Annotated in this window: 26 protein-coding genes; 18 read left to right on the top strand and 8 right to left on the bottom strand. The window is 72.1% G+C overall.

The window, feature by feature from the left end; all coding sequences use genetic code 11:
* Positions 1-11 precede the first annotated feature (11 nt).
* The 7 genes from FJQ56_RS11395 to FJQ56_RS11425 all read left to right on the top strand — a co-directional run bounded on the left by FJQ56_RS11395 (position 12) and on the right by FJQ56_RS11425 (position 8,261).
* Entirely contained in the window at positions 12-2,504 is a 2,493-nt protein-coding gene (locus FJQ56_RS11395; RefSeq protein ID WP_140009508.1) for a circularly permuted type 2 ATP-grasp protein, read from the top strand.
* Positions 2,501-3,436 (top strand): transglutaminase family protein, encoded by a 936-nt coding sequence (locus FJQ56_RS11400; protein WP_140009509.1) that lies wholly within the window; start codon positions 2,501-2,503, stop codon positions 3,434-3,436. Before FJQ56_RS11395 ends, FJQ56_RS11400 begins: the two co-directional genes overlap by 4 nt.
* Positions 3,437-3,444: 8 nt before the next feature.
* Positions 3,445-3,966, top strand: a complete 522-nt coding sequence (locus FJQ56_RS11405) for a hypothetical protein (protein ID WP_140009510.1) — start codon at positions 3,445-3,447, stop codon at positions 3,964-3,966.
* Between the two features lie 125 nt (positions 3,967-4,091).
* Positions 4,092-5,054, top strand: a complete 963-nt coding sequence (locus tag FJQ56_RS22925; protein WP_140009511.1) for a DUF4878 domain-containing protein — start codon at positions 4,092-4,094, stop codon at positions 5,052-5,054.
* Between the two features lie 85 nt (positions 5,055-5,139).
* A complete protein-coding gene (locus FJQ56_RS11415; protein WP_140009512.1) occupies positions 5,140-6,141 on the top strand; it encodes a zinc-binding metallopeptidase family protein in 1,002 nt (333 codons plus the stop codon).
* A 92-nt stretch (positions 6,142-6,233) separates the two neighbouring features.
* Positions 6,234-7,265, top strand: a complete 1,032-nt coding sequence (locus tag FJQ56_RS11420) for a DUF2510 domain-containing protein (protein ID WP_140009513.1) — start codon at positions 6,234-6,236, stop codon at positions 7,263-7,265.
* 90 nt (positions 7,266-7,355) lie between these two features.
* Complete coding sequence (locus FJQ56_RS11425; protein WP_140009829.1) at positions 7,356-8,261, top strand: glutathione S-transferase family protein; 906 nt, start codon at positions 7,356-7,358, stop codon at positions 8,259-8,261.
* Between the two features lie 45 nt (positions 8,262-8,306).
* Here FJQ56_RS11425 and FJQ56_RS11430 read toward each other — a convergent pair whose 3' ends face one another.
* Positions 8,307-8,645, bottom strand: a complete 339-nt coding sequence (locus FJQ56_RS11430; RefSeq protein WP_140009514.1) for a DivIVA domain-containing protein — start codon at positions 8,643-8,645, stop codon at positions 8,307-8,309.
* Between the two features lie 33 nt (positions 8,646-8,678).
* On the opposite strand from FJQ56_RS11430, the gene FJQ56_RS11435 reads away from it, so the two are divergent.
* From FJQ56_RS11435 to FJQ56_RS11460, 5 genes are all read left to right on the top strand, one after another.
* Positions 8,679-9,620 (top strand): cation diffusion facilitator family transporter, encoded by a 942-nt coding sequence (locus FJQ56_RS11435; RefSeq protein WP_140009515.1) that lies wholly within the window; start codon positions 8,679-8,681, stop codon positions 9,618-9,620.
* Positions 9,621-10,122: 502 nt separating this feature from the next.
* A complete protein-coding gene (locus FJQ56_RS11440) occupies positions 10,123-11,469 on the top strand; it encodes a hypothetical protein (RefSeq protein WP_140009516.1) in 1,347 nt (448 codons plus the stop codon).
* A gap of 41 nt (positions 11,470-11,510) precedes the next feature.
* A complete protein-coding gene (locus FJQ56_RS11445; protein WP_140009517.1) occupies positions 11,511-12,053 on the top strand; it encodes a hypothetical protein in 543 nt (180 codons plus the stop codon).
* A gap of 265 nt (positions 12,054-12,318) precedes the next feature.
* On the top strand, positions 12,319-12,702 hold the full coding sequence (locus tag FJQ56_RS11450) for a hypothetical protein (protein ID WP_140009518.1): 384 nt from the start codon (positions 12,319-12,321) through the stop codon (positions 12,700-12,702).
* 130 nt (positions 12,703-12,832) lie between these two features.
* Positions 12,833-13,600 (top strand): hypothetical protein, encoded by a 768-nt coding sequence (locus FJQ56_RS11460; protein ID WP_170215349.1) that lies wholly within the window; start codon positions 12,833-12,835, stop codon positions 13,598-13,600.
* Between the two features lie 42 nt (positions 13,601-13,642).
* Here FJQ56_RS11460 and FJQ56_RS11465 read toward each other — a convergent pair whose 3' ends face one another.
* From FJQ56_RS11465 to FJQ56_RS11475, 4 genes are all read right to left on the bottom strand, one after another.
* Positions 13,643-14,074 (bottom strand): PRC-barrel domain-containing protein, encoded by a 432-nt coding sequence (locus FJQ56_RS11465; RefSeq protein WP_170215350.1) that lies wholly within the window; start codon positions 14,072-14,074, stop codon positions 13,643-13,645.
* Position 14,075: 1 nt separating this feature from the next.
* Positions 14,076-14,717, bottom strand: a complete 642-nt coding sequence (locus FJQ56_RS11470) for a PRC-barrel domain-containing protein (protein WP_140009521.1) — start codon at positions 14,715-14,717, stop codon at positions 14,076-14,078.
* Positions 14,714-14,854, bottom strand: a complete 141-nt coding sequence (locus FJQ56_RS22150) for a hypothetical protein (protein WP_170215351.1) — start codon at positions 14,852-14,854, stop codon at positions 14,714-14,716. Before FJQ56_RS22150 ends, FJQ56_RS11470 begins: the two co-directional genes overlap by 4 nt.
* Before the next feature lie 111 nt (positions 14,855-14,965).
* Positions 14,966-15,442: an SRPBCC family protein gene (locus FJQ56_RS11475; protein ID WP_140009522.1), complete on the bottom strand. Its 477-nt coding sequence runs from the start codon at positions 15,440-15,442 to the stop codon at positions 14,966-14,968.
* 184 nt (positions 15,443-15,626) lie between these two features.
* Here FJQ56_RS11475 and pdhA point away from each other — a divergent pair, with 184 nt between their 5' ends.
* From pdhA to FJQ56_RS11495, 4 genes are all read left to right on the top strand, one after another.
* Positions 15,627-16,802 (top strand): pyruvate dehydrogenase (acetyl-transferring) E1 component subunit alpha, encoded by a 1,176-nt coding sequence (gene pdhA / locus FJQ56_RS11480; protein WP_140009523.1) that lies wholly within the window; start codon positions 15,627-15,629, stop codon positions 16,800-16,802.
* On the top strand, positions 16,802-17,782 hold the full coding sequence (locus tag FJQ56_RS11485; protein ID WP_140009524.1) for an alpha-ketoacid dehydrogenase subunit beta: 981 nt from the start codon (positions 16,802-16,804) through the stop codon (positions 17,780-17,782). The genes pdhA and FJQ56_RS11485 overlap by 1 nt, the downstream gene beginning before the upstream one ends.
* A gap of 1 nt (position 17,783) precedes the next feature.
* Positions 17,784-19,220, top strand: a complete 1,437-nt coding sequence (locus FJQ56_RS11490) for a dihydrolipoamide acetyltransferase family protein (protein ID WP_140009525.1) — start codon at positions 17,784-17,786, stop codon at positions 19,218-19,220.
* A gap of 180 nt (positions 19,221-19,400) precedes the next feature.
* Positions 19,401-20,912, top strand: coding sequence for a serine/threonine-protein kinase (locus FJQ56_RS11495; protein ID WP_140009526.1), 1,512 nt, complete (start codon positions 19,401-19,403; stop codon positions 20,910-20,912).
* A 7-nt stretch (positions 20,913-20,919) separates the two neighbouring features.
* Here FJQ56_RS11495 and FJQ56_RS11500 read toward each other — a convergent pair whose 3' ends face one another.
* On the bottom strand, positions 20,920-21,765 hold the full coding sequence (locus FJQ56_RS11500; protein ID WP_140009527.1) for an SDR family oxidoreductase: 846 nt from the start codon (positions 21,763-21,765) through the stop codon (positions 20,920-20,922).
* 138 nt (positions 21,766-21,903) lie between these two features.
* Positions 21,904-22,293 carry a hypothetical protein gene (locus FJQ56_RS11505; protein ID WP_140009528.1) on the bottom strand — a complete coding sequence of 130 codons (390 nt, stop codon included), beginning with the start codon at positions 22,291-22,293 and terminating at the stop codon, positions 21,904-21,906.
* A gap of 59 nt (positions 22,294-22,352) precedes the next feature.
* On the opposite strand from FJQ56_RS11505, the gene FJQ56_RS11510 reads away from it, so the two are divergent.
* Positions 22,353-22,907, top strand: coding sequence for a nitroreductase family protein (locus tag FJQ56_RS11510; RefSeq protein WP_140009529.1), 555 nt, complete (start codon positions 22,353-22,355; stop codon positions 22,905-22,907).
* 81 nt (positions 22,908-22,988) lie between these two features.
* On the opposite strand, the gene FJQ56_RS11515 is transcribed toward FJQ56_RS11510, so the two are convergent.
* Positions 22,989-23,939: an NAD-dependent epimerase/dehydratase family protein gene (locus tag FJQ56_RS11515; RefSeq protein WP_140009530.1), complete on the bottom strand. Its 951-nt coding sequence runs from the start codon at positions 23,937-23,939 to the stop codon at positions 22,989-22,991.
* A gap of 225 nt (positions 23,940-24,164) precedes the next feature.
* Here FJQ56_RS11515 and FJQ56_RS11520 point away from each other — a divergent pair, with 225 nt between their 5' ends.
* Positions 24,165-25,727 (top strand): MFS transporter, encoded by a 1,563-nt coding sequence (locus tag FJQ56_RS11520; protein WP_140009531.1) that lies wholly within the window; start codon positions 24,165-24,167, stop codon positions 25,725-25,727.
* The last annotated feature ends 4 nt before the right edge of the window (positions 25,728-25,731 follow it).

The following is a 25,731-nucleotide window of genomic DNA, read 5'->3' on the forward strand; positions in this document are numbered from 1 at the left end:
GGGTTGGCGCCGTGACGGTCCTGCGCGAGTACGCCGCCGGGGTCACGCAACCCACGTTGGACGGCGCGGGCGGCGGGCCCGTCCGGTACGACGAGGTGGTCGGCCCCGACGGTGCGCTGCGCGCGCCGTGGAAGGGTCTGGCCGAGCTCGCGGTCGCGCTCACCCCGGCCGACCTGCGCCGGGTCGACGACGACATCGCGCGCTTCCTCGCCGACGACGGGGTCACCTACTCGCGCCCCGGCGAGCGCGTCGACGCCTGGCACCTCGACCCGCTCCCGGTCGTCATCGACGCCGCGCAGTGGGCGCCGCTCGAGATCGGGCTGGCCCAGCGTGCCGAGCTGCTCAACGCGATGCTGGTCGATCTCTACGGTCCCCAGAAGCTCCTGTCCGAGGGCGTCCTGCCCTCGGCGGTCGTGCACAGCCACCCGGGGTTCGTCCGCGTCGTCGCGCGCAGCTCGGCGTTCGAGCCGCGGCCCCTGGTGCTCTCGGCCACCGACCTGGGTCGCGACGACCGCGGCGAGTGGCGGGTGCTGGCCGACCGGGCCCAGGCGCCGTCCGGGCTGGGCTACGCGATGGAGAACCGCCGGGTCCTGTCGCGGGTGCTGCCCGAGCTCTACCGCGAGGCCGGGCTGCACCGGATGGAGCCCTTCTTCAGCGCCCTGCGCTCGGCGCTGCTGCAGAGCGCGCCCGGCGACCTGGCCGACCCGCGCGTCGTGGTGCTCAGCCCCGGCAGCCAGTCGGAGACGGCGTACGACCAGTCGTTCATCGCCTCGGCGCTCGGCTTCCCGCTGGTGCAGGGCAACGACCTGGTCGTGCGCGACGGCTGGGTGCAGATGCGGGTCTTCGGCCGGCTCGAGCGCGTCGACGTCATCCTGCGCCGCGTCGACGCCGCCTGGAGCGACCCCCTCGAGCTGCGCGGCGACTCGCAGCTGGGTGTGGCCGGGCTCGTCGAGGCCGTACGCCGGGGACGCGTGCGTGTCGTCAACGGCCTCGGCGCCGGCATCCTGGAGAACCCCGCGCTGCTGCCCTACCTGCCGGCGGTGTGCGAGCGGCTCCTGGGCGAGGAGCTGCGGCTGCCCTCGGTCCCCACCTGGTGGTGCGGCGAGCCCGACGGCCTCGAGCGGGTCCTCGACCACCTCGACACCCTGCAGGTTCGCCGGATCGACGGCCCGGCCGTCGACCTGAGCGGGCTGCGCCGCGACACCCTCACCGCGATGCTGCTCGCCGAGCCGCACCGCTTCGTGGGCCAGCAGCGGCTGCCGCTGTCGCAGTCGCCGACGTGGGAGCGCGGGCACGTGGTCTCGCGGCCGCTGACGCTGCGGGCCTTCACGCTGCGCTACGGGTCGGCGTACCGCCCGTTGGTGGGGGGCCTGGCCAGTGTCGTCGAGGACGGCATCAGCATCGGCAGCAAGGACGTGTGGGTCCTCAAGGCCGACGCGATGGCGGCCGACCAGGGCCTGGCCGAGGTGCTGCCGATGACCAACACCCGGGCCTCGACCGGCATCGTGCCGCGCATCCTCGAGGACATGTTCTGGTTCGGCCGCTACGCCGAGCGGGCCGAGGACCTGATCCGGCTCGTGCTCGCCGTGCACGCCCAGGCCGACGACTACCGCAGCCGTCCGCGCTCGACCGGCGCGGCGGGTCTCGACGTGATGCTGGGCGCGCTCACCCGGCTCGCCGGACCCGGCCTGCGCGCGTCCGGCGACCTCGACGCCGAGTTCCGCTCGGTGCTGCTCGACGCCCGGCGCGTCGGGTCGGTGACCCACGCCCTCGGCGGCCTGCGCGCCGCACTGTCCGGGGTGCGCGACCAGCTCTCGCTCGACGTATGGCGTGCGTTCGGGTCGACCGACCGGGCGGCGTCCGTGCTCGAGAGCAGCACCCACAGCCACCAGGTCGCCGAATCGGCCGGCCGGATGCTCACCGGCATCCTCAGCCTGCAGGGCGCCACCGCGAGCATGATCCGCGACCCCGGCTGGCACATGATCGCCGTCGGCCGCTACCTCGAGCGCGGGCTCCAGGTCGTCCACCTGCTCGCCGCGACGACCACCGTGCGCCGCGGGCTCGACGTCGACCGCGAGGTGCTCAACGCCGTCCTCGCCGCAGCCGAGAGCTCGGTGACCCACCGTCGGCGCTACCGCGGGTCGGTGCGCCCGGGCGGCGTGCTCGAGCTGCTGCTCACCGACCGCGACAACCCGCGCTCGCTCGCCTTCGCCCTCGACCAGGTCGCCCTCCACCTCGACCAGCTCCCCGCCTCCACCGGCTCCAGCCGCCCCGAGCGGCTCGTCGCCGACCTCGTCGCCGAGCTCGCCGAGACCGACATCGCCACCCTGGTCGCCATCGGCGGTGAGTCGCGGCCCAACCTCGAGGCGTTCCTGGCCCGCTACGTGGTCCAGCTGGCCCGGGTGGCCGAGGCGGTCACCGAGGTCCACCTCACGACCGGCCCGGCGCCCCGCCCGCTGGCCGCCCTGCCGCTCGTCGAGTCGCTCGAGGCGGTCGTCTCGTGAGGTACGCCGTGCGCCACACCACGACCTACACCTACGACGCCCCGGTCAGCGACAGCCTGGGCGTCGCCCACCTCGTCCCCCGCAGCCTGCCGTGGCAGCAGGTCACGGCGTACGACGTCGCGGTCACGCCCACCGCCGGCGACCAGGCGTCCGACCGCGACTACTACGGCAACCACGTCACCTACTACCAGGTCACCGAGCCCCACGAGAGCCTGGAGGTCGAGGGCTCCGGCGAGATCGACGTCGTCGCGCGCACCATCGCCCCCGCGGCGCTGGCCACGCCCTGGGAGACGCTGCGCCCGGTGGTCGCGCCGACGACGCGGGGCGCCTGGGCGGTGGCCGACCTGGCGCTGCCGTCGGCGCTGGCCGCCCACGCCCCGGGCGTGGCCGACTACGCGGCTCCCTCGCTCACCGCGCGCCGTCCGGTCGGCGAGGCCGTCGCCGACCTGATGCACCGCGTCCACGCCGACTTCGACTACGACAAGACGGCCACGACGGTGACCTCCCAGGTGGCCGACACCCTCGAGCGCCGCGCCGGGGTCTGCCAGGACTTCGCCCACCTCATGCTGGCCTGCCTGCGCTCGCACGGCCTGGCCGCCCGCTACGTCTCCGGCTACCTGGCCACCCAGCCCCCGCCGGGCAAGGAGCGGATCGTCGGCGCCGACGCCAGCCACGCGTGGGTCGAGGTGTGGCTCGGCCACCACGACGGCGCCGACCAGTGGATCGCCCTGGACCCCACCAACGACCAGGAGGTCGCCGACCGGCACGTCACGGTCGCGTGGGGCCGCGACTACGGCGACGTGCCACCGGTCAAGGGCGTCATCTTCACCGAGGCCAAGCGCTCGACGATGCGGGTCAGCGTCGACGTGGCCCCGCTGCCCCCGACCGCACCCTCGGGCCCGACCACCGGCCCGACCACCGGCCCGTCATGATGGCCCCCATGCGCCTGCCCGTCGTCGCCGTCGTCCTCGCCCTCGCGTGGGGCGCGACCGGCTGCAGCGACGAGCCGCCGCCCTACGAGGACGGCGCCCAGGGGGTGCCGCTGGCCGGTCTCGGCCCCGAGCTCGACGCCGCCGGGGTCGACGTGGTGGTCGCCGACCGGCCGCAGGACGCCACGTCCGACCAGGTCGTGGCCGCGGTCGAGGACGCCGGTGTGGCCGACGTCAGCGCGGCCGCCCCCGACGACGACCTCCCTGCGCTCGCGGTCGACGGTGGCGGTACGGCCGGTCTGCTGGCCCTCGTCGGTCCCGACCCGGGCGCGGAGAAGGTCACCACGGTCGTCCTGGTTTTCGCCAGTCCCGAGGCGGCGGCGGTCTACGCCGCCGGCGACCCCGAGGTCTTCGGCGACGCCGCGCTCGAGACCAGGCGCACCGACCTCCTCAGCGGCAACCTCGCGGCGTACGCCGTCGGCACCGGCAGCACCACCCGCGTGCGGCAGGCCCTCGAGGCCCTCGCGTCCTAGGTGTGTCGACGGTCGGTCGTGCGGACGCACGGCCACGCTGGAGGTTTCAGACCACCCCCGCGGTGGTGAAGACTGTCCCCGCTGGCGCCCGCCCACGACGGGCCCCCGATCCCCCAGGAGACACGATGAGCAACACCACCCCGCCCGGCTGGTACGACGACGGTCAGGGTGGACGTCGCTGGTGGGACGGCTCCCAGTGGGCGGCACCGGGCCAGGGTCCCTCCGACCAGCCCCAGCCGACGCAGCAGCTCCCGCAGCAGGACCCCGGCCAGTCCTACGGTCAGCCCTACGGTCAGTCCTACGGCCAGCAGCCGGGGCAGCCGCCCAGCCAGCCGCCGTACGGCGCCCCGGGCCAGCCGGCCTACGGCGCCGGTCAGCAGCCCTACGGTCAGCAGCCCCAGTACGCCCAGCCCTACGGCCAGGCCCCCTACGGCGGCACCCCGCCGAAGAAGAAGACCGGGCTCATCATCGGCATCGTCGTGGGCGTGCTCGTGCTCATCGGCGGCGGTGTGCTCGCCGCGGTCCTCCTGAGCGGTGACGGCGGCGACGGCAAGGGCGACAAGGAGGCCTCCGGCGACGACCCGGCCGAGACGGTGCAGGCCTACTTCGACGCCGCCAAGGACGGTGACTGCGACAAGGCCATCGCCACGCTGACCGAGGGCCTCAAGAAGGAGCTCGGCGCCAACTGCGACGAGGAGCTCAACCCCGACGGCAGGCTGGACGACGTCAAGTACGACGTCGGTGACGCCGACGAGAACGGCGACAAGGCCACCGTGCCCGTCACGATCTCCGGGATCGAGGGGGCGGGAGAGATCAAGAGCGACTACGAGCTGACGAAGGTGGACGGCACGTGGCTGATCTCCAGCTTCGGCAACCTCGACCTCGGCAGCAGCAGCGCCCCCTCCGCGGAGGCCCCCACCATGCCGTCCGACATCCCCACCGATCTCCCCACCGACATCCCGACGGACTTCCCGACCGACGTCCCGACCGAGCTCGACATCCCGACGGACTTCCCGACCGACCCCGACGACCTGCAGAGCTACCTCGAGGAGCTCGAGTCGGCCTTCCCGTCCGACTTCCCGTCCTGACCCGGGCTGACCCAGACCCCGGCCCCGTCCACTCACCCCGACCGGTGAGCGGGCGGGGTCGTGCCGGCCGGGATGATGGTGGCTCGTGAAGGCCTTCCGCTGTCGCGTGTGCGACAACCCGCTGCATTTCGACAACTCCGTCTGCGTCTCCTGCGGGACCGCCCTGGGCTACTCCCGCAGCGAGCGGGCGATCGTACCCGTCGACGAGCACGGTCAGTACGTCGACGCGACCGGCCTGGTCTGGCACGTGTGCCGCAACCTCGGCCTATCCGGGTGCACCTGGCTCTCGCGCGTGCCCGGCGGACAGTGCTCGGTCTGCGACCTGACCCGCACCCGCCCGGCCGACGACGACCCGATCGGGCTCGAGCAGTTCCCCCTGGCCGAGCAGGCCAAGCGGCACCTGATCGCCGAGCTCGACACCCTGGGCTACCCGGTGCGTAGCAAGGAGGACGACCCCGAGCAGGGTCTCGCCTTCGACCTGCTCTCGAGCGTCGACGAGAACGTCGTCATCGGCCACGCCGACGGCATCATCACCATCGACCTCGCCGAGAGCGACGACGCCCACCGCGAGAAGGTCCGCGCCAACCTCGCCGAGCCCTACCGCACGATGCTGGGTCACTTCCGCCACGAGTTCGGCCACTACGCCGAGTGGCAGCTGGTGCGCGGCGACGAGCTGATGAGCCGGTGCCGCGAGCTGTTCGGCGACGAGTCCAAGGACTACCAGGCCGAGATCGAGCGCCACTACGACCAGGGCCCGCCGGCCGACTGGGCCAGCTCGTTCATCTCGACCTACGCCACCATGCACCCCTTCGAGGACTTCGCCGAGACCTGGGCGCACTTCCTGCACATCGCCGACACCATCGAGACGGCCCGCGACTACGGGCTCCTCACGGTCGGTGCGATCTCCGACTTCTCGCAGTTCCGCGACGTCGTCACCGGCGTCTGGATCCCGCTGTCCATCGCGCTCAACCAGATGAACCGCAGCATGGGCAAGGACGACGTCTACCCGTTCGTCATCCCGCCCCCGGTCCTCGACAAGCTCGACTTCGTCGCCGCGCTGCTGCCGGTCGACGCCGCGTCCGCCTGACCCGACCCCGCCTGACCCGACCCGATCCGACCGCGATCCGAGCTGCCGGTGCGTGACATGATGCGCCGACCCGCGGCGACCCAGGAGCACCCATGACCCAAGGCAACATCCCTCCCGGCTGGTACGACGACGGCCAGGGCACCCAGCGCTGGTGGGACGGCAACGGCTGGACCGAGCGGACCCAGCCGGCCGGGTCGGAGACCTCGGCCCCGGAGCCCGCTCCTGCGGACCCCGCCGCCAACCCGTTCGACGAGGCGACCCGCATCGCCCGCCCGGGCTCGACCCCCGGCATCGACCTCGACAAGGGCGCCGGCACCCCGCCCCAGCCCCCCGCAGCCCCCGCCCACCCGGCGTCGGACGACACGATGATGGCGCCCGGTGCCGCCGGCGGCTATCCCCAGCCGGGCCAGCCGGCGTACGGCCAGCAGCCGGGCCAGCCGGCGTACGGCCAGCCGGCGGGCCAGCCCGGCCAGCCGCCGTACGGGCAGCAGCCGGGCCATCCCGCGCAGGGCGCGTACGCCGCCCCGGGCCAGGCCCCCTGGCAGACGCCCTACGGCGCGGGCCCCGGCGGCGGCTCGTCGAGCGGTGGCAAGGGCACGATGCTCGCCATCATCGCCGGGGTCGTGGCGCTGGTGCTGATCGTCGGCGTCGTGCTCGTCGTGGTCCTGACCTCGGGCGACGACGACAAGGACGACAACGGGGGCAGCGACGCCAGCACCAGTGACGGCGGCGCCACCCAGGGCGGCGACGGTGGCGACGGTGGCGGCGACACGAACGCAGCCGACAGCCCTTCGGGCCGGGTCGAGGCGTTCTTCGACGGGACCGTCGACGGCAACTGCGAGATCGTCAACTTCTTCAGCAACAAGTACCTCTCCACCGACGCCGCCGGCCGTGCCGCGGACGTCGAGATCGTCAAGGCCTCGTGCGAGAAGGCCGGCGAGGACGCATTCGGCACCGGCGACGTCGCCGGGTGCGACATCGACGTCAAGAACGAGCAGATCACCGGCGACGCGGCGACCGTCGACTACGCCATCACCGGCTGCACCGACGACAGCAACAACGAGGACGGCTCCATCGACCTCGTCCTGGAGGACGAGGAGTGGCGGATCGACAAGATCGGCTGAGGCTCGCCCTGCCCGTAGCCTGATCCGGTGAGCGACGACGAGAAGTCATCAGGCCAGTCCTACGTCGAGGCCGACGGCTTCGACCGCGACATGACCTACGTCCCCGACCGGATCACCCGCGAGTCCCGCCGACCCGAGCACGGGCCGGTCGAGGGCGAGCTGTGGCCGGTCGAGCCCGGCCGCTACCGGCTGGTGGCGGCGCTGGCCTGCCCGTGGGCCAACCGCGCCATCATCGTGCGCAACCTGCTCGGGCTCGAGGACGTGATCTCGCTCGGGCTGTGCGGGCCCACCCACGACGAGCGGTCGTGGACCTTCGACCTCGACCCCGGCGGGCGCGACCCGGTGCTCGGCATGGAGCGGCTGCAGGAGGCCTACTTCCGGCGCTTCCCCGACTACCCGCGCGGCATCACCGTGCCGGCCGTCGTCGAGGAGTCGACCGGGCGCCTGGTCACCAACGACTTCCCCTGGATCACCCACGACTTCTTCCACGAGTGGCGCGAGCACCACCGCGCCGACGCCCCCGACCTGTGGCCGGTCGCGCTGCGCGACGAGATGGACCGGGTGATGAAGCGGGTCTTCACCGAGGTCAACAACGGCGTCTACCGGTGCGGCTTCGCCGGCACGCAGTCGGCGTACGACGACGCCTACGCGCGGCTCTGGGTCGCCCTCGACTGGCTCGAGGAGCGGCTCTCGACCCGCCGCTACCTGATGGGCGAGGCCATCACCGAGGCCGACGTGCGGTTGTTCACGACGCTGGCGCGGTTCGACGCCGTCTACCACGGCCACTTCAAGACCAACCGGCAGAAGCTCGTCGAGCTGCCCCACCTGTGGGGCTATGCCCGCGACCTGTTCCAGACCCCGGGCTTCGGCGAGACGATCGACTTCGAGCAGATCAAGAAGCACTACTACGTCGTCCACCGCGACATCAACCCCACCGGCATCGTGCCGGCCGGCCCCGATCCCGCCGTGTGGCTCGAGCCGCACGGGCGCGGTTGACACCGACCGCCGGCCGGTCCGGCTGAGCCGGCCGAGCCGGTTCGGTCAGCGGCGTCGCCCGCGCAGCCGGGCACGCCATCCCAGTTGCTCGCTGACGACGTCGGGAGCCTCGTAGACCGGCCAATCGGCGGGCCGCTCGGGTCCGCCGGCGGTCCTGGCGAGGTCGCGCAGGAAGTCGTCGACCTCCTGCCTGTCGTAGCCCATCCGCAGCCGGGCCGTCGCGAACGCCGTCGGGTCGCAGAGCGCGCTGACGGCCTCGCCGTCCGCCCCGGCCTCCAGCGCCTCCACCAGCCGGTCGAGCGCCTGGTCGACCGGGGTCATGGCGTAGCCGCCCAGTCGCGGCATGAAGCGGACGTCACGCACGAGAGCAGGGAGGTCGTCCACACCCCATCCCTACCACCGTGCCAGGCTGGGCGCATGGGGCACGGACATGGGCACGGTCACGGGGAGTCGGGCCACGGCGCGTCCCGGGCCGCCGACCGGCGCCGGCTGCGCTGGGTGCTGGGCGTCACCGCCTCGGTGATGGTGGTCGAGGTCGTCGGCGCCGTGGTCACGGGCTCGCTGGCGCTGCTGGCCGACGCCGGTCACATGGCGACCGACGCGGGGGCGGTCGTGCTCGCCCTCGGGGCGTCGTACGTCGCCTCGCTGAAGGCCGGCCGCCGCTCCACCTTCGGCTACCACCGGGCCGAGGTGCTGGCCGCGCTGGTCAACGCCCTGGTGCTGCTCGCGGTCTGCGGCTACCTGGCCTGGGCGGGACTGTCGCGACTCGGCGACCCCGCGCGGATCGACGTCGATGCCGGACCGATGATCGCGTTCGCGGCCTTCGGCCTGGTCGCCAACGGCGTGTCGATGGCGATCCTCAACCGCAGCGACAAGGGCTCCCTCAACCTGCGCGGGGCGGCCAACGAGGTGTTCGCCGACCTGCTCGGCTCGGTGCTCGCGATCGCCGCTGGCGTGGTCATCCTGGTCACCGGGTGGGACCGCGCCGACCCGCTCGCCTCCCTCGTGATCGCCGTGATGATCCTGCCGCGGGCGGTGCTGCTGCTGCGTGACGCCGGCGTCGTGCTGCTCGAGATCGCCCCGCAGGGCCTCGAGCTCGACGACGTCGAGCACCACCTGCGCCACGTCGACGGCGTGGTCGACGTCCACGACCTGCACGCCTGGACGATCACCAGCGGCATGCCCAGCCTCTCGGCCCATGTCACCGTGACCGACGAGGCGCTCGCCGCCCGCGGGGTCGGCGCCATCCTCGACCAACTGTGCTCCTGCGTCGCCGAGCACTTCGACGTGCGTCACGCGACGTTCCAGGTCGAGCCGGAGTCGCACGAGGCCCACGAGGATCTCGGCGAGCTGCACTAGCTGGTCTGGTCGACTCCGGCCGGCCCGGGGCTCGCTGGCCGCGGTCGTCTGGTCTTGCTGCCGCTGGTGTGGGTGGCGGCCGCCGAGCCCCGGGGCCGGCCTCCGTCTCCGTGCGCTCTGTGGTCGGTCTGGGTGGGGCTGGGGGCGCCGTTGTGCTTGTGGGGTGGTCGACTCCGGCCGGCCCGGGGCTCGCTGGCCGCGGTCGTCTGGTCTTGCTGCCGCTGGTGTGGGTGGCGGCCGCCGAGCCCCGGGGCCGGCCTCCGTCTCCGTGCGCTCTGTGGTCGGCCTGGGCGGGGCTGGGGGCGCCGTTGTGCTTGTGGGGTGGTCGACTCCGGCCGGCCCGGGGTTGCGGGTGCGCCGACATGCCCACCGGAGCAGCGCGGTCACGGCCCGGTGCGGGGACGCCGTGAGCCCACGGCGACAGCCGATGCGGTTTGCCCTGCCCACGGCCGGGTAGTTCGAGATGACGCCATCCGTTCGGCCAGCCACTGAGGGACTACTAATGGACACCGACGCGCTCAAGCAAGCAGCTATCGACGCCTACATGCGCAGCGACGGGTGGAACGTCTATCCCGACAGGGATGAGATCAGGTACGGGCAGTCGAACCTCTTCGGTGTCAACGGGAACGTGAACAAGTCCGGGAAGGGCGCGGCGTACTATCCCGACTCCACCGAAGACCTGGACTTCACCGCACAGTTCGCGGAGGTGCGCGCCCGCGTGGACACCGCGTTGACGGACTGGCAAGAGTCGAGGCTGCCCGAGCCGGGTGCCCTCAACGACGGGGCCGTGAAGGCGCGGGAGCCGATCACCGCGCTCAACGTCGGCGACGCCACGTCGTTCGGCGGCACCCTCGGCGGCTACCTCAAGACGGTGTCGGACAACGCTCCGCTGTTCCGCGGGGCTGCTCTCAACGCGTTCAACAACAGCTTCGTCAACCAGCTTCCGGCGGTGATCGCCAACCACGGCTGCCTTGCCACGGTCGTCGCGGAGGCCTGGTCGGCCGAGGAGGAGATCTGGACCAGGGCCCGCTCGGATCGCGACACCCACATCGAGAAGACCACCGCGGCACTGAGCGCGTACGCCGAGACCGAGGCACCCTCCGACATCACGTTCGTGCTGGCCCTGAGCGGAGCGGTCATCGCCGGTGCCAGCGCCGTCGCCACTGGGGGAGCCACGCTCCCGTTCGCCCTCGCCACCGCGGGGATCACCGCGATCTCAGCCACCAACGACCATGTCGGAGAGCTGAGGCTCGAGCGCAACGGCGCCAACTACCAGGAGCTGATGACCGCGTTCGAGGAAGGCCTCGCCGACATCGACGACGGCATCAGCCAGCAGGAGGGCTTGATCAAGGAGGCCCTCCACAATGCCTGGACCGTCTTCGAGGGCCACCGGTCACTGTTCGACCTGACGCCTCGGGTGAGCGACGACGGTGACGGTGACTGGGGCGACGAGACCAGCGTCTTCGATGTCGCGGACGCCTCTGCCTACGAGATCGTGCTGCCCGGACAAGACGTGGTCGACTCGCTCTGCAGCGGACTGAACAACCTGGCCCACGGGGTCGAGCAGGCTGAGCCGAAGGTCGTCACCGGCGCGGACGACGGCAACCTGCTGGCGCCGTCCGCGCGCGAGGTCGGCCTGCGCTACAACGGTGCGTCGTTCTGGATGTGGAACGTCGGCGACAACAACGCATCGTCGCTTCGCAACCTGACGTGGGACATCAAGCAGGGCACCGCCATGCTCCAGGCCATCATCCAGGACTTCCGGGATCGTGACGCCGACAGCCAGGCCGCCCTCGACAACCTCCGCAACCAGGTCGGCGCCGGGAGCGGCGAGAACCCCTGGGCCTGAGCGAGGGGTCGGTCGGGACCACGCGGCGCGAGGGTGAGCTCGTGAACGCCGAGCTCCGTGCACTCGTGCGGGCCGACCAGGCCGACCGCGTGCCTCACCCTGTGGCCGGCACGCCTGAGTACCTCGCGCTGCGTGAGCGCGACGCTTCCCGTCGACGACGCCTCGGCGAGCTCCTGGACGCTGGCCGCGTCGTGGCCCCCGCCGACCTGTACGACGCCGCATGGCTGCTCAACCACGGCGACGAGGTCGGCGAGCTCGGGCTAGCCCACGAGCTGGCTGCTCGGGCCGCCGCAGCCGGGCACGGACCCGCCCGCTGGCTCGCTGCGGCCACCCTGGACCGCTGGCTGATGTACCAGGGCAGGCCCCAGCGGTTCGGCACCCAGTTCGTGCCCGACGGTCAGCGGCACCGGCTCTGGGACGTCGACCCTGCCACGACCGATGCCGATCGTGCCGCCCACGACGTACCGTCGTTGGCCGAGCAGGAGGAACGCGCCGCCCAGCTCACCCGCGAGCAGCCGATGCCGCCGATGGCGGACGCACCCTGGTGGCTGCAGGAGGCCATGGCCCGCTGGAGTGCGCCCTAGCCTCTCGACGGCGTCACTGCCGGCACCGAACTGGTGCCAGCTCGACCGAGGGTCGCCTGCTCCACCCTGACGTCGACCTCGAGGAGGGGAAGATCGCTACGCCGCGAAGCTCGGCGGGTCGAACCAGTTGCGGGCCGCGCGGGAGTCGGTGAATTCGGGTAAACCGAACAGGGTGACTCGGACAGAAAGGCGAAGGCGCAACGCACCGGGAAAGACATGCAGTAACTTCCGAGGTCTGAATCGTCCTCTACATATCGGAGCCGAGATGGCAAAGATTGGGAAGATTGCTTCCAGATTCCCCTCTGGTGTTCTGGTCATCAGTGACTCCAAGTCCCATGAGGAGATACCGGATTGGCAGTCGCCGGACCAACTGGTCACGGTCGCAGTCTCCGGGATGATGATGCGCGTGCAGCACGAGCAGGACGGCAAGGCGCGAGTCAGGATCTGGAATTCCGAAGAGGATGTTCCGAAAGACGTCGTCTTCTCAGGGGAGATCGAGGTCGCGTCGGGCACTTTGTGCTTGTTCAATGCTTACAACGACGCCTTGACGAGTTGTGAGCTCAAGCCCGGAAGGCACGCGGTTCGTATTGCAGTAGATCGGCAACTTGCGCCGTCCAAGGTGGATGTGTTCATCATCTCCTCAGCGTAGGAGACCTACCGATGATCGGGTTTCCCACTTCTGCTCAGCTGCGCGGCGGCCCGACATCACACCTGACCCCGCGTTTCACTCTGGACACACGGGGGAACATGGCGGGACCCGACCCAGAGGAGAACACCTGATGCACCTGCGTTCCTGCCGTCCGTCCCTCACCCTCGGCTCGCTCGCCGTCCTGGCGGCGGTGAGCCTGAGCGCCTGTGGCGACGACTCCGACGGGTCCGACGCCGGGGCCGAGGAGTCGAGCGAGCCGACCAGCGCGGCGGCCGAGCCCGAGACCACGCAGGCACCCGAGACCTCGGAACCGACGGAGGAGCCGAGCGAGGAGCCGTCCGAGGAGCCCGCGGCGCCGGGCTCGGGCACCAACCCCGCGTGGGCGCTGCCGCCGGTGATCAAGGGCGACCTGGTCACGACGATCAACGCCGGCGACGTGAAGGTCGACGTCTACCAGGTCGGCACCGCGAAGGCCGAGGACACCGGCAACTTCACCGACCCCGACACCAACAAGCCGCTGATCGAGGTCGGCGACACGCTCGTCTTCCTCAACTACGTGATCACCAACAACGGTGACCCGATCGACCTCGGCTCGAGCCTGGTCAACGTCACCGCGCGCTACGACGACTGGCCCTACATGCAGGGCATGGACGGGCTGACCGGCGACGACCTCTACGAGGCGCAGGGCATCCACGACAGCGACCTGGCGCCCGACGGGTTCAACGAGGCCGGCATCTACACGCTCGGCACCGGCGAGAGCTTCTCCTACGGCGACAACTTCGAGTACCAGAAGAGCTCGCCGATCGACTTCAAGGTCGAGTACGTCCCGGTCGACGACGAGGGCGAGCTCCTCTTCGACGAGCGGGTCGACAAGGAGGGGTCCGGCAAGATCGCCTGACCACCCGGCGCCGCCGGCCGTCAGGCCGGCGGCGGGTCGGCTTCAGTCGGACCCGACGACGACGGCGTACGAGCCCACACCGAGCAGCCGCTCGCCGACGACGGTGCGCTCGTCGAGGAGCAGCTCGCGCAGCGCACCCGTCTCGGGGTCGAGGTCGAGGTCGGTGACCTTGCCGAGGGCTCGGCCGCCGTCGTCGAGGACGAGCTTCTTCAGGACCGCCCCGCGCTTGCCGGACAGGGCCTCGAGGGCCTCGTCGGGCTCGACGACCACCGCGGCGTCGGCCACCGTCACCGCGTCGCTCCCGACGGCCACCAGGTCGCTCCACCGCACGATGCTGCCGGTGTCGGTCTTCTTGAGCTCCAGGGCGACGACGCAGCGGGTCTCGGGGTCCAGCACGAATCCGCTGACCTTGCCGACCCGGTCGGCGGTGGCGGTGCTGACGACCTTGCGGCCCTTGAGCTGTGACCACTGCACGTCAGATCCCGCCTTCGGGGGTAGCGGTGTGGGTGCCGGTCGGCGTGCCGCCCAGCTGGGCGCGGAAGGCGGCGACGGCAGCACCGAAGCCGGCCAGGTCGCCGGAGACGAAGCCCTCGGCGCTGGCCGGCACCATCAGGTGCTCGCCGGACACCGCGAGCGTGTCGGGCAGCGGCACCAGCAGGCGGGTGCCGTTGCTGGCGTTGGAGGCCTTGGCCGCCAGGTGCTCCGAGGCCTCGATCTCGTAGCCGACGACGTCGCACGCGCTGGCGCCGTCGTCGTACTGGACGACCACGTCGACGACCCGGCCCAGGTCGGTGCCGCCGTCGGTGAGCACCTGGTCGCCGAGCACGTTGCCGCCCGCCGAGCCGGCCGACTCGGCCGCCCGGCGTACGTCGTCGACCGGGCCCAGGGCCGACTCGTCACGGACGATCACCGCGTCGGGGCCCAGCCCGAGGACGTTGGTCCAGGTCAGCCCGGTCTTGAGCGGTCCGGCGAACAGGCCGCGGCCGGCGAGGGTGAAGCCGGCCACCGCGCCGCCGTCGCCGGAGAACTCGATGTCCTTGACCTGGGCGACGTCGTCACCGGCCAGGGTCACGATCGGCAGCCCGGTGATCTCGGAGGTGCGCATCAGCCGGGTCACGACGAGCGCCTGCCGCGACTCGCCGAGCCGCCGACGATCACGCCACCGCGTCGGCGGCGGGCCTGCAGGGCGACGACGCCCCCGACCACCACCGCCACGATCACCAGCACCAGCACCAACCACATCCACCAGTCCATGGCGGTCTCCCGTCTCGTCGGCCCGGGTCGGGCCCGCCCAGGGTATGCCGCGCGCGCCGCGCGTCGGTGCGCCCGCGGGGGTGACCTCCGACCGGCTCGGCGCCGGCCGGCTCAGGACCGTGCGGCGTCGGCCTCGGCGGCGGCCTTGAGCTTGACCAGCGTCGCCTCGACGGCCTGCTGGGTGGCGGTGCCGAACAGCGCGCTCAGGGCGAGGCGGCCGGGTGCCGGGTAGTGCGACAGGTCCCAGGTCTCGGTGACCTCGGTGCCGCCGTCGGCGGTCGGGGCGAGCTCGTAGCGCCAGCGGTGCAGGCCGACGTGGCGCCACGCGATGAGCCGATCGGCGTCGTACTCGACGACGGTGTTCTTCGTCTGGTAGCTGGCGCCCTTCTTCATGCCCATCGCGAACCGCGAGCCGAGCACGAGCCGCTCGGGGCCGTCGACGGCGTCGCGGACGTTGCCCGAGCCGTCGATCCGGGCGTGCTGGCGCGGGTCGGCGAGGATCGCGAAGACCACGGCGGCCGGGGCGGCGATCGTCGTGGTCGCAGAGCGGTTCTTGGACGTCCTGCTGCCGGACGGTGCGGTGGCCATGCGGTCAGGGTAGGGCTGGTTCGTCACGACAAGGTGGACGGCGGTAAGTTGGCCGACATCCCGATGTGTCCCGGGTCACAGCCGCGCCACCCTTGCGGAGACCCGTGGCACTCAGACCTCAGCGATGGGGCCGAGCCACCCGGTGCGGAGACCCCGCAGCCCGGGCGACGACAAGGAGCCGACGATGAACGCACCGCCCCCTGCCGGACCCACGGACGGTGCCTTCGGCCCCGACCTGGTCGACGTGTTCGGACCGAGCCAGAGCCATGGCGGTCCCGACCTCGTCCAGCTGCTCACGCCCGAGGGTGAGCGGGTGCACCACCCCGAGTTCGACCTCGACTTCTCCGCCGAGCAGCTGCGCGGCTTCTACCGCGACATGGTGCTGACCCGGCGCATCGACACCGAGGCCACCGCCCTCCAGCGTCACGGCGAGCTCGGCATCTGGGCCCAGCTCCTCGGTCAGGAGGCCGCCCAGATCGGCTGTGGACGCGCGCTGCGCAAGCAGGACTTCGTCTTCCCGACCTACCGCGAGCACGGCGTCGCCTACTGCCGCGGCGTCGACCCGCTCAAGCAGCTCGGGCTGTTCCGCGGCGTCGACCACGGCGACTGGGACCCCCACGAGTTCAACTTCGCGCTCTACACGATCGTGATCGGCGCGCAGTGCCTGCACGCGACCGGCTACGCGATGGGCGTGCAGCGCGACGGCGACGTCGGCACCGGCGACCCCGACCGCGACACCGCGGTCGTCGCCCACTTCGGCGACGGTGCGAGCAGCCAGGGCGACGTCAACGAGGCGTTCATCTTCGCCGCGTCCTACAACGCGCCGGTCGTGTTCTTCTGCCAGAACAACCAGTGGGCGATCTCCGAGCCCATCGAGCGCCAGTCCCGGATCCCGCTCTACCAGCGCGCCCTGGGCTTCGGCTTCCCCGGCATCCGCGTCGACGGCAACGACGTCCTGGCGACGTACGCCGTCACGCAGGCCGCGCTGCAGCGGGCGCGCGACGGCCAGGGCCCGACGTTCGTGGAGGCCTACACCTACCGGATGGGCGCCCACACGACGACCGACGACCCCACGCGCTACCGCCTCTCCGACGACGTCGAGAGCTGGAAGCTGCGCGACCCGATCGCCCGGGTCGAGGTCTACCTGCGCCGCAACGGCCTGGTCGACGACGCGTTCCTGGCCGACATCGCCGCCGAGGCCGCCGACCTCGGTCACACCCTGCGCGAGGGCTGCAAGGCCCTGCCCGACCCGGTGCCCGGCGCGATGTTCGAGCACGTCTACGCCGAGGAGACCGAGGAGCTGCGCGCCCAGCGCGACGGCTTCGCGGCCTACCACGCCTCCTTTGAGGGGAGCCACTGATGACGCAGAAGATCACCCTCGCCAAGGGCCTCAACATGGGGCTGCGCAAGGCGATGGAGGACGACGACAAGGTCCTGCTCATGGGCGAGGACGTCGGCAAGCTCGGCGGCGTCTTCCGGATCACCGACGGCCTGCAGAAGGACTTCGGCGAGGACCGCGTCATCGACAGCCCGCTCGCCGAGTCCGGCATCGTCGGCACCGCCGTCGGCATGGCCATGCGGGGCTACCGGCCCGTCGTGGAGATCCAGTTCGACGGCTTCGTCTACCCGGCCTACGACCAGATCGTCTGCCAGGTCGCCAAGATCCACTACCGGTCCAAGGGCCGGGTCAAGATGCCGATCGTCATCCGGATCCCGTTCGGCGGCGGCATCGGCGCGGTCGAGCACCACAGCGAGTCGCCCGAGGCGCAGTTCGCGCACACGCCCGGGCTCAAGGTCGTCGCCTGCTCCAACCCCGTCGACGGCTACTGGATGATCCAGCAGGCCATCGCCTGCGACGACCCGGTGATCTTCCTGGAGCCCAAGCGGCAGTACCACGCCGACAAGGCCGAGCTCGACGACACCGAGACGCCCGAGCCGTTGTTCGGCTCGCGCGTCGTACGCCGTGGCACCGACGCGACGCTGCTGGCCTACGGCCCGACGGTCAAGACCGCGCTCAAGGCTGCCGAGGCCGCCGCGACCGAGGGACGCTCGCTCGAGGTCATCGACCTGCGCACCCTCTCGCCGCTCGACATGGGCCCGGTGCTCGAGTCCGTACGCCGTACCGGTCGCGCGATCGTCGTCCACGAGGCCCACGTCAACCTCGGCATGGGGGCCGAGCTGTCGGCGCGGATCACCGAGGAGTGCTTCTACTCCCTCGAGGCCCCGGTGCTGCGCATCGGCGGCTACGACACGCCCTACCCGGCGTCGCGGATCGAGGAGGAGTACCTCCCCGACCTCGACCGGGTGCTCGACGCCCTCGACCGCAGCCTGGAGTTCTGAGATGCCCGACTACCTCCTGCCCGACGTGGGCGAGGGCCTCATCGAGGCCGAGATCGTGTCCTGGAAGGTCAAGGTCGGCGACACCATCGAGGTCAACGACGTCGTCGTCGAGATCGAGACCGCCAAGTCGCTGGTCGAGCTGCCGTCGCCGTACGCCGGTGAGGTCACCGCGCTGCTCGTCGCCGAGGGCGAGACCGTCGCCGTCGGCACCCCGATCATCCGGATCGGCGCCGATAGCCCCTCGGTGGTCGAGCCTGTCGAGACCCCTGCTGCTCCCGTCGAGGACATGGTCATCGACCTGTCCAACCCCGCCGCCAGCGGCGGCGGCGAGGGCGAGAGCCTCGTCGGGCGCAACAAGGCCGACCGCGGACCCACCCGCCGGGCCCGCAAGGTCGCCACCGGCGCCCTGGCCGCCCACATCCAGACCCAGGCGTCCTTCGAGACCGGCCTGGCCTCGCCGTTGGTCGAGGCCGCCGAGCCCGAGGAGGCCGTGCCCGCGCGCTCCGCCTCGGCTGTCGAGCCGATCTCGGCGGCCGCGACCCGGGCGCTCGCCAAGCCGCCGGTGCGCAAGCTGGCCAAGGACCTCGGGGTCGACCTCGCCTCGTGCGCGGCGTCGGGGCCGAACGGCACCGTCACCCGCGACGACGTCACGGCGGCTGCGACCAACGGCGGTCGAGGTGCGAGCGAAGCGAGCCTCGAGACCCCGTCGCCGGCCACGCGATCCGGCGAGCGCGAGACCCGCGAGCCGATCAAGGGCGTGCGCAAGATGATGGCCGGCGCGATGGTGGGCTCGGCGTTCACCGCGCCCCACGTGACCGAGTGGCTGACCGTCGACGCGACCGCCACGGTCGAGCTGGTCGAGCGGCTCAAGCAGCGCCGCGAGCTGCGCGACGTACGGATCAACCCCCTGCTGGTGCTGGCCAAGGCGGTGCTGCTGGCGGTCCGGCGTACCCCCGAGATCAACTCGTTCTGGGACGAGGCCGCCCAGGAGGTCGTGCTCAAGCACTACGTCAACCTCGGCATCGCCGCCGCGACCCCGCGCGGCCTCGTCGTGCCCAACGTCAAGGACGCCGACCAGCTGTCGCTCGTCGGGCTCGCCGAGGCGCTCGGCGCGCTCACCGCGACCGCGCGTGAGGGCCGCACCCAGCCGGCCGAGATGGCCGGCGGGACCTTCACGATCACCAACGTCGGCGTCTTCGGCGTCGACGCCGGCACCCCGATCATCAACCCCGGCGAGTCGGCGATCCTGTGCTTCGGCGCGATCCGCAAGCAGCCGTGGGTGGTGACCCGCGACGGCGTCGACGAGATCGCGATCCGTCACGTGACCACGCTGGCGCTGAGCTTCGACCACCGCCACATCGACGGCGAGAAGGGCTCGCGCTTCCTCGCCGACGTCGCCGGCATCCTCCAGGACCCCGCCTCGGCGCTGCTGTTCTGAGGTCCGTCGGTCGCGCCGGCTTCAGGGATTGCCTGTGAACCGGGGAACTCTGAACTTCGCAGGCGATATCTTGCCTGCGAAGTTCAGGTTTCCCCGGTGGACAGGCAATCCCTGAAACCCGAGCCAGCAGCGCCCGATGGTCATGAACCGGCCCGAATGGGGTAGATAGGCTCCGTGTCGATGAGCGGCGAGAGCGACAACCCCGGGCCCGGGGCGCAGCTGGGCCCGTTCCGGATCGGCAACCGCCTCGGCGTCGGGGGCATGGGCATCGTCTTCCAGGCCCTCGACACCCAGCTCAACCGCCAGGTCGCGCTCAAGGTCATCACGCCCCACATCGGCGACGACCCCGAGTTCAGGGCCCGGTTCACGCGCGAGGCGCAGGCGCAGGCGTCGCTCGACTCGCCCCACGTCGTCCAGGTCTACTCCTTCGGCGAGGCCGAGGGGCGCCTCTACATCGCCTCGCAGCTGATCCCCGACGGCGACCTGGGCCAGATGCTGCACCGGCACGGTCGTCCGCCCGCGCGGATCGCGGTCAACCTGATCTCGCAGGTCGCCGACGGGCTCGCCGACGCCCACGCCGCCGGGCTCATCCACCGCGACATCAAGCCGGCCAACGTGCTGCTGCGCCACCGCGACAACCAGCTCCAGGCCTACCTGGGCGACTTCGGGATCGCCCGCCAGGTCGGGGCCGAGGCCGGGCTGACCCAGGCCGGCGGGACCGTCGGCACGCCGTCCTACATGGCGCCCGAGCTCCACCTGGGCGGCAAGGCCGGCACGTCCAGCGACGTCTACTCCCTCGGCTGCCTGCTCTGGGCGACCCTGGCCGGCAGCGCGCCGTACGCCGGGGGCACCGACTACCAGGTCGTGATGGCCCACGTGGAGCACCCGGTGCCTCAGCTCGCCGCGACCGGACCGTTGGCCGCCGAGATCAACCGGGTGCTGCGCACGGCGATGGCCAAGCAGCCCGAGCACCGCTACCCGTCGGCCGCAGCCATGCGCGACGACCTCAAGGCCGTCGTCCGGCTGCCCGACGACTCCAGCCCCATCCGGCCGCAGGACGACGTCCCGGCGCCGACCCCCACCAACCCGGCCTGGCCGGCCCTCCCGCCGCGCACGCCGACCCCCACGCCGACCCCGACACCCACCCCGACGCCCGCGACGGTGTCGACGGCGCCGCCCGCCCCGCCGTTCCGTCCGCCGACCCCGACGGCGCCGCAGTTCGCGCGACCCCAGACCCTCAACCACCACGACACCGGCGACTCCGGCGGCCGCGGCAAGGCCGGGTGGATCGTCGCCGCGGTCCTGGTGGTGGTGCTGGTCGTGGGCGCCGTGGTCGCGGCCGTCGTGATCGCCGGGAAGGACGACGAGGGCGACGCTGGCGGTGACAGGCCGTCGTCCTCCTCGTCGTCCTCGGGGGCAGACCCGGGGTCGCGCGACGAGAAGGCCGTCGCGTCGCTGACAGCCGCCTTCACCGAGGACGGCACCACCGATCCCGCCGCCGCGGGCTGCTTCGCGCGCAAGTTCGTGGAGAAGATCGGCGTCGACAAGCTGGTCGCCGACGGCGTGCTCGACGAGGACCTCGAGTTCGTCGCCGACCAGTCCCAGCGTCCCGAGACCGCGAGCACCCTGCTCGACGGCATCAGCACGGCGACGCTGGAGTGCATCAAGGAGCTCGGCAGCGCGACGCCCTGAGCGTCGCTCAGATCTCGACCGGGCCGACCGCCCAGCCCTCGGGGGAGATCGGGTGCAGGATCGCGTCGGTCCCGCCGTCGACGTACAGGCAGGTGCCGACCATCAGCGAGGCCGCGTCGGACAGCAGGAACGCGATCGGGGCGGCGATCTCGTCGGGCCGGCCGTCGCGGCCGATCGCGGTGGGGTAGTCACGCTGCAGCGGACCGAACACCGGGTCGGCGTCGATCTCGGCGGTCATGGCGGTGGTGACCTTGCCGGGTGCGATCGAGTTGAGCCGGATGCCGGCTCCGATCCACTCGGGCTTGACGCCCTCGCGCCGCGCCCACCACGCCAGCGCCGCCTTGCTGGCGGGGTAGACCATCACGGCCTTGCCGCGGGCGGCGACCGCCCGGGCCTCGTCCTCGTCGTCGCGCAGGCAGGCCGCCGCCGCCTCGACGGTCCAGCCGGGCATGCCGGTGATCGAGTTGGACGCCAGGAACACCACGCCGGCCCCGCCGTCGGCCCCGGCCGCCGCGAGCTGCGGGTGCAGCCCGCGGACCAGCCCGACCGCGCCGAAGTAGTTGACCGACATCAGCAGCGCCGGGTCGGTGCCGGTCATCCCCGCGATGCCCGCGGCCGGTACGACGCCGTGCACGACGTCGGTGAGCGCCTGCACCTGCGCGACCGCGGCCCGACGCCCGGCCGGCGTACCGAGGTCGGCGGTCACGTGCTCGCCGGCGGGAGCGCTGCCGAGGTCGCTGCCGAGGTCGGCGCGGTCCACGGTGACGACGCGATGGCCCTGCGCGCGCAGGAGATCCGTCGTCGCGGCCCCGATGCCACTGGCCGCGCCGCTGACGACGTACGTCTTGGTCATGGACGCCAGGGTAGAACGAGTTCTAGTTCGGTGTCGCCGGGTGGGCGGCCGGGCTTGTTACTGACCGTTCGGACTTCTGGCCTGCGCTTCAAAGCGCATGGAAGCAGTCCGAACGGTCAGTAACAACCCAGGTTCGGCTCAGGCGACGTCCGGCGTCTGCTCCGCCTGCGACAGGAGCGGGGCGACGCCGCCGAGGAGCTTGCGGTAGCGCACGTGGGTGGCGTGCTGGGCGAGCTTGTCCCACAAGGTGGCGTGGGCGGCCCAGGGGAGGGGGTCGTCGCCGGCGTACCAGCTGTCGCCGAAGGCGATCCAGACCGGCACCCAGCGGGCCGCGTCGTCCCAGGCGCCTCGGCGGGCCTCGACCAGACGTCGCCGCAGCTGGAAGGCCTGGCGGGGGCCGTCGGCGCAGATCGGCGCGGTCGCCACGGGCCAGACCCACAGGTCGAGTGGCATCAGGTCGAGCTCGAGCTCGCGCAGCATCGCGGGCTCGACCAGCACGGTCGCCACGTTCTGGTGCGGACGCCTCACGCCCCGCACGCTACGTCGCCCCCGGGGAAGTCCGGAAGGCCCCGGAAGGTTGAGAGCGCGTGACCGACCTGAACCCGCTGCTGAGGCAGCGACGCAGCACGCGCGTCTTCGACCCCGACCACGTCGTGGCCGACGCCGACCTGGCGAGCCTCCTCGAGGCCGCGCGCTGGGCGCCGTCGGCCGGCAACTCGCAGCCGTGGGCGTTCCTCGTCGCGCCTCGCGGGACCGACGCCCACGCCGGCTTCGTCGACCTGCTCGCCTCCAGCACCCGCCGCTGGGCGCCGAGCGCCTCGGTGCTGATCTTCACGCTGCACCAGACGGCGTACGACGACGGCGAGGGCAGCGACCTCGTCTACTCCGACTACGCCGCCTACGACCTCGGTCAGGCCGTCGCGCACCTCACCGTGCAGGCGGGCCACCTCGGGCTGTCGACCCACCAGTTCGCGGCCTTCGACCACGACCGGCTCGCCGAGGAGGCCGGGGTGCCGGCGCACTGGCAGGTCACCACCGGCGTCGCGGTCGGCCGGGCGGTCGAGAGCGAGGTGGGGCTGCGCACGCGTCGGACGCTGGCGGAGATCGCCTTCGGTGCGCGTTTCGGCGTGCCCCACGAGTAGGGCGGGGCTTCGAGGCTCGCTGCGCTCGCACCTCAGCCGCCGGCGGTGGGCCGGGGCTTCGAGGCCCGCTGCGCTCGCACCTCAGCCGCCGGCGATGGTCCACGCCTCCAGCACGGATCGCTCGTGCTCGCGGGTCAGGCCCGTGCGCGGGGCGTCGGGCTCGATGCGCAGCCAGTCGAGGACGTCGCGCGCGGTGTCGGCGAGTGGCCGCACGACCAGGCCGGCGTCGAGCGACGGGCGTACGTCGCGGGCCAGCATGCCGTCGTACTCGGGCCGCGGCAGCCACAGGGGCAGCGCCTTCTCGCCCGACCAGGGCTCGACGTCGTGCTCGACGAGGAACGCCGACGGCACCCAGGTGAGGTCGGCCGAGCCGATCGAGGCGAGCAGGTCGCCCACCGGCTGGGCCGGGCCGACACCGTCGAAGGTGCCCGGCGTGCGCCGCTCGGCCAGCGTCACGATCCACGCGGCGAGGTCGCGGACGTCGATCACCTGCACGACGTCGGCGGGGTCGCCGCCGGCCAGGACCTCGCCCCCCTCGGCCAGCCGCTCGGGCCAGTAGGTGAACCGCCCGGACGGGTCGCCGGGGCCGACGATCAGGCCCGGCCGCACGAGGGTCGACGACGCCGCGCCCGCGGTGACCGCCTCCTCGCAGCCGACCTTCATCGCGCCGTACTGCTCGGGCCCCTCGTCGGTGTGCGCCGCCTCGACCAGCCGGTCGCTCACGACGTCGGTCTCGGCGTAGACGTTGATGGTCGAGACGAGCACCCAGTGCGCCTGCGGGTACGCCGCCACGCCGGCCCGCACCCACGACGGGAGTCGCGCGACGTCGACGACCGCGTCGACGTCGGCACCGATCTCGTCGACGGGGACCGGCTGCCCGGCTCCGCGGTCCCAGCGGACCAGCTCCGCGCCGTCCGGGACAGACCCGGACTCGCCGCGGCACGCGCACACCACCTCGTGCCCGCGCGCGACCGCCTCGGCCGCCACCTCCCTGGACAGGAACACCGTGCCGCCGAGCACCAGGAGCCTCATGGCTCCACCGTGGTCGAGCGGGGTGCGGCGCGGCAAGGGGTTCTGCTGTGAGCAGGGGTCTCGACAAGCTCGACCAACGAGTCGTTCGGTGATCGAGTCATTCGGTGATCGAGCTCGTCGAGATCCCCGTGAGGTCGTGCGGACCGTGAGGTCGTGAGGCGGCGTTGACACAAAGGTTCCGCTGCGACGACCAGGGCCGAAACCGCAGGCTCCTTGACTACGGGCATGACGACGACCGCCCCGGCCCCGACGGCCGAGACCCTGGCCACCGCCCGCCGCGGCACGCACTGGATCGACGACTGGCGTCCCGAGGACGAGGAGTTCTGGGAGAACGGTGGCAAGCAGGTCGCTCGGCGCAACCTGCTGTGGTCGATCTTCGCCGAGCACCTCGGCTTCTCGGTCTGGCTGATCTGGAGCGTCAGCTCGGCGTTCCTGGTCGCGCAGGGCTTCGAGTTCTCGCCGCAGCAGCTGTTCGTCCTGGTCGCGCTGCCCAACCTGGTCGGGTCGCTGCTGCGGCTGCCCTACACGTTCGCGGTGCCCCGCTTCGGCGGTCGCAACTGGACGATGGTCAGTGCGGCGCTGCTGCTGATCCCCACGCTGCTCTTCGCGTACGTCGTCCAGCAGCCCGGCACGCCGTACTGGGTCTTCTGCGTCATCGCCGCGACCGCCGGCTTCGGCGGCGGCAACTTCGCCAGCTCGATGGCCAACATCAACTTCTTCTTCCCGGCCGCCAAGAAGGGCGCCGCGCTCGGGCTCAACGCCGCCGGCGGCAACCTCGGCGTCTCGCTGATCCAGCTGCTGCTGCCCGTGATGGTCGGCGGCGCCGGGATCTTCGGCCTGGTCAAGGCCAGCGAGGGCGGCATCGACCTGCAGCACGCCGCCTACGTCTACGCCGGGCTCGCCGTCGTCGCGACCGTCGCTGCCGCGCTCTGGATGGACAACCTCACCTCGGCGGTCTCGAAGCCGCGCGAGCAGCTCCAGGTCGTCAAGAACAAGCAGACCTGGGTGATGGCCTTCCTCTACATCGGCACCTTCGGCTCGTTCATCGGCTACTCCGCCGCGATGCCGCTGCTGATCAAGCTCAACTTCTGGCGCCAGCCCGTGCCGGGCGTCGAGGGCATCGGCATCAACTTCGTCTACTACGCGTTCCTCGGCGCGCTCGTCGGGTCGGTGACCCGCCCGCTCGGCGGCTGGCTGGCCGACAAGTACGGCGGCGCGAAGGTCACGCTCGCCGCGTTCGGCGGCATGGTGGTCGGCACCCTCGGCATCCTGTTCACCCTCAGCCGGCTGCAGACGCTGCCGCCCGCGCCCACCGCCGAGAGACTGGCCGCGATCAAGGCGGACCCCGCGTCGTTCGAGTTCCCGCCCGCGGTCCGGGCGGCTGTCGAGAGCAACTCCGACGTCTTCCCGTGGTTCCTGGCGATCTTCCTGGTGGTCTTCGCCTGCACGGGCATCGGCAACGGGTCGACGTACAAGATGATCCCGGCCATCTTCCGCACCGAGGCCGAGCGGGCCACGACCCCGAACACCGCCGAGCGCACCGTCGCCGTGCACGACGCGACCAAGAGGTCGTCGGCCGCGATCGGCGTCATCGGCGCCGTGGGAGCGATCGGCGGCTTCCTCATCCCGATCGCCTTCTCCTCGCCGTGGGTCGACGACCCGCTCTCGGCCACGAAGGGGGCGTTCACCGTCTTCACGTGCTTCTACGTGGTCTGCGCGGCCGTCACCTACGGCGTCTACCTCCGGCGCACGACAAGCGCGACCAGCTACGCGACCGCAGGGATCTGAGCGA

Origin of the sequence: Nocardioides plantarum (assembly GCF_006346395.1) — a bacterium.
Classification (GTDB): domain Bacteria; phylum Actinomycetota; class Actinomycetes; order Propionibacteriales; family Nocardioidaceae; genus Nocardioides; species Nocardioides plantarum.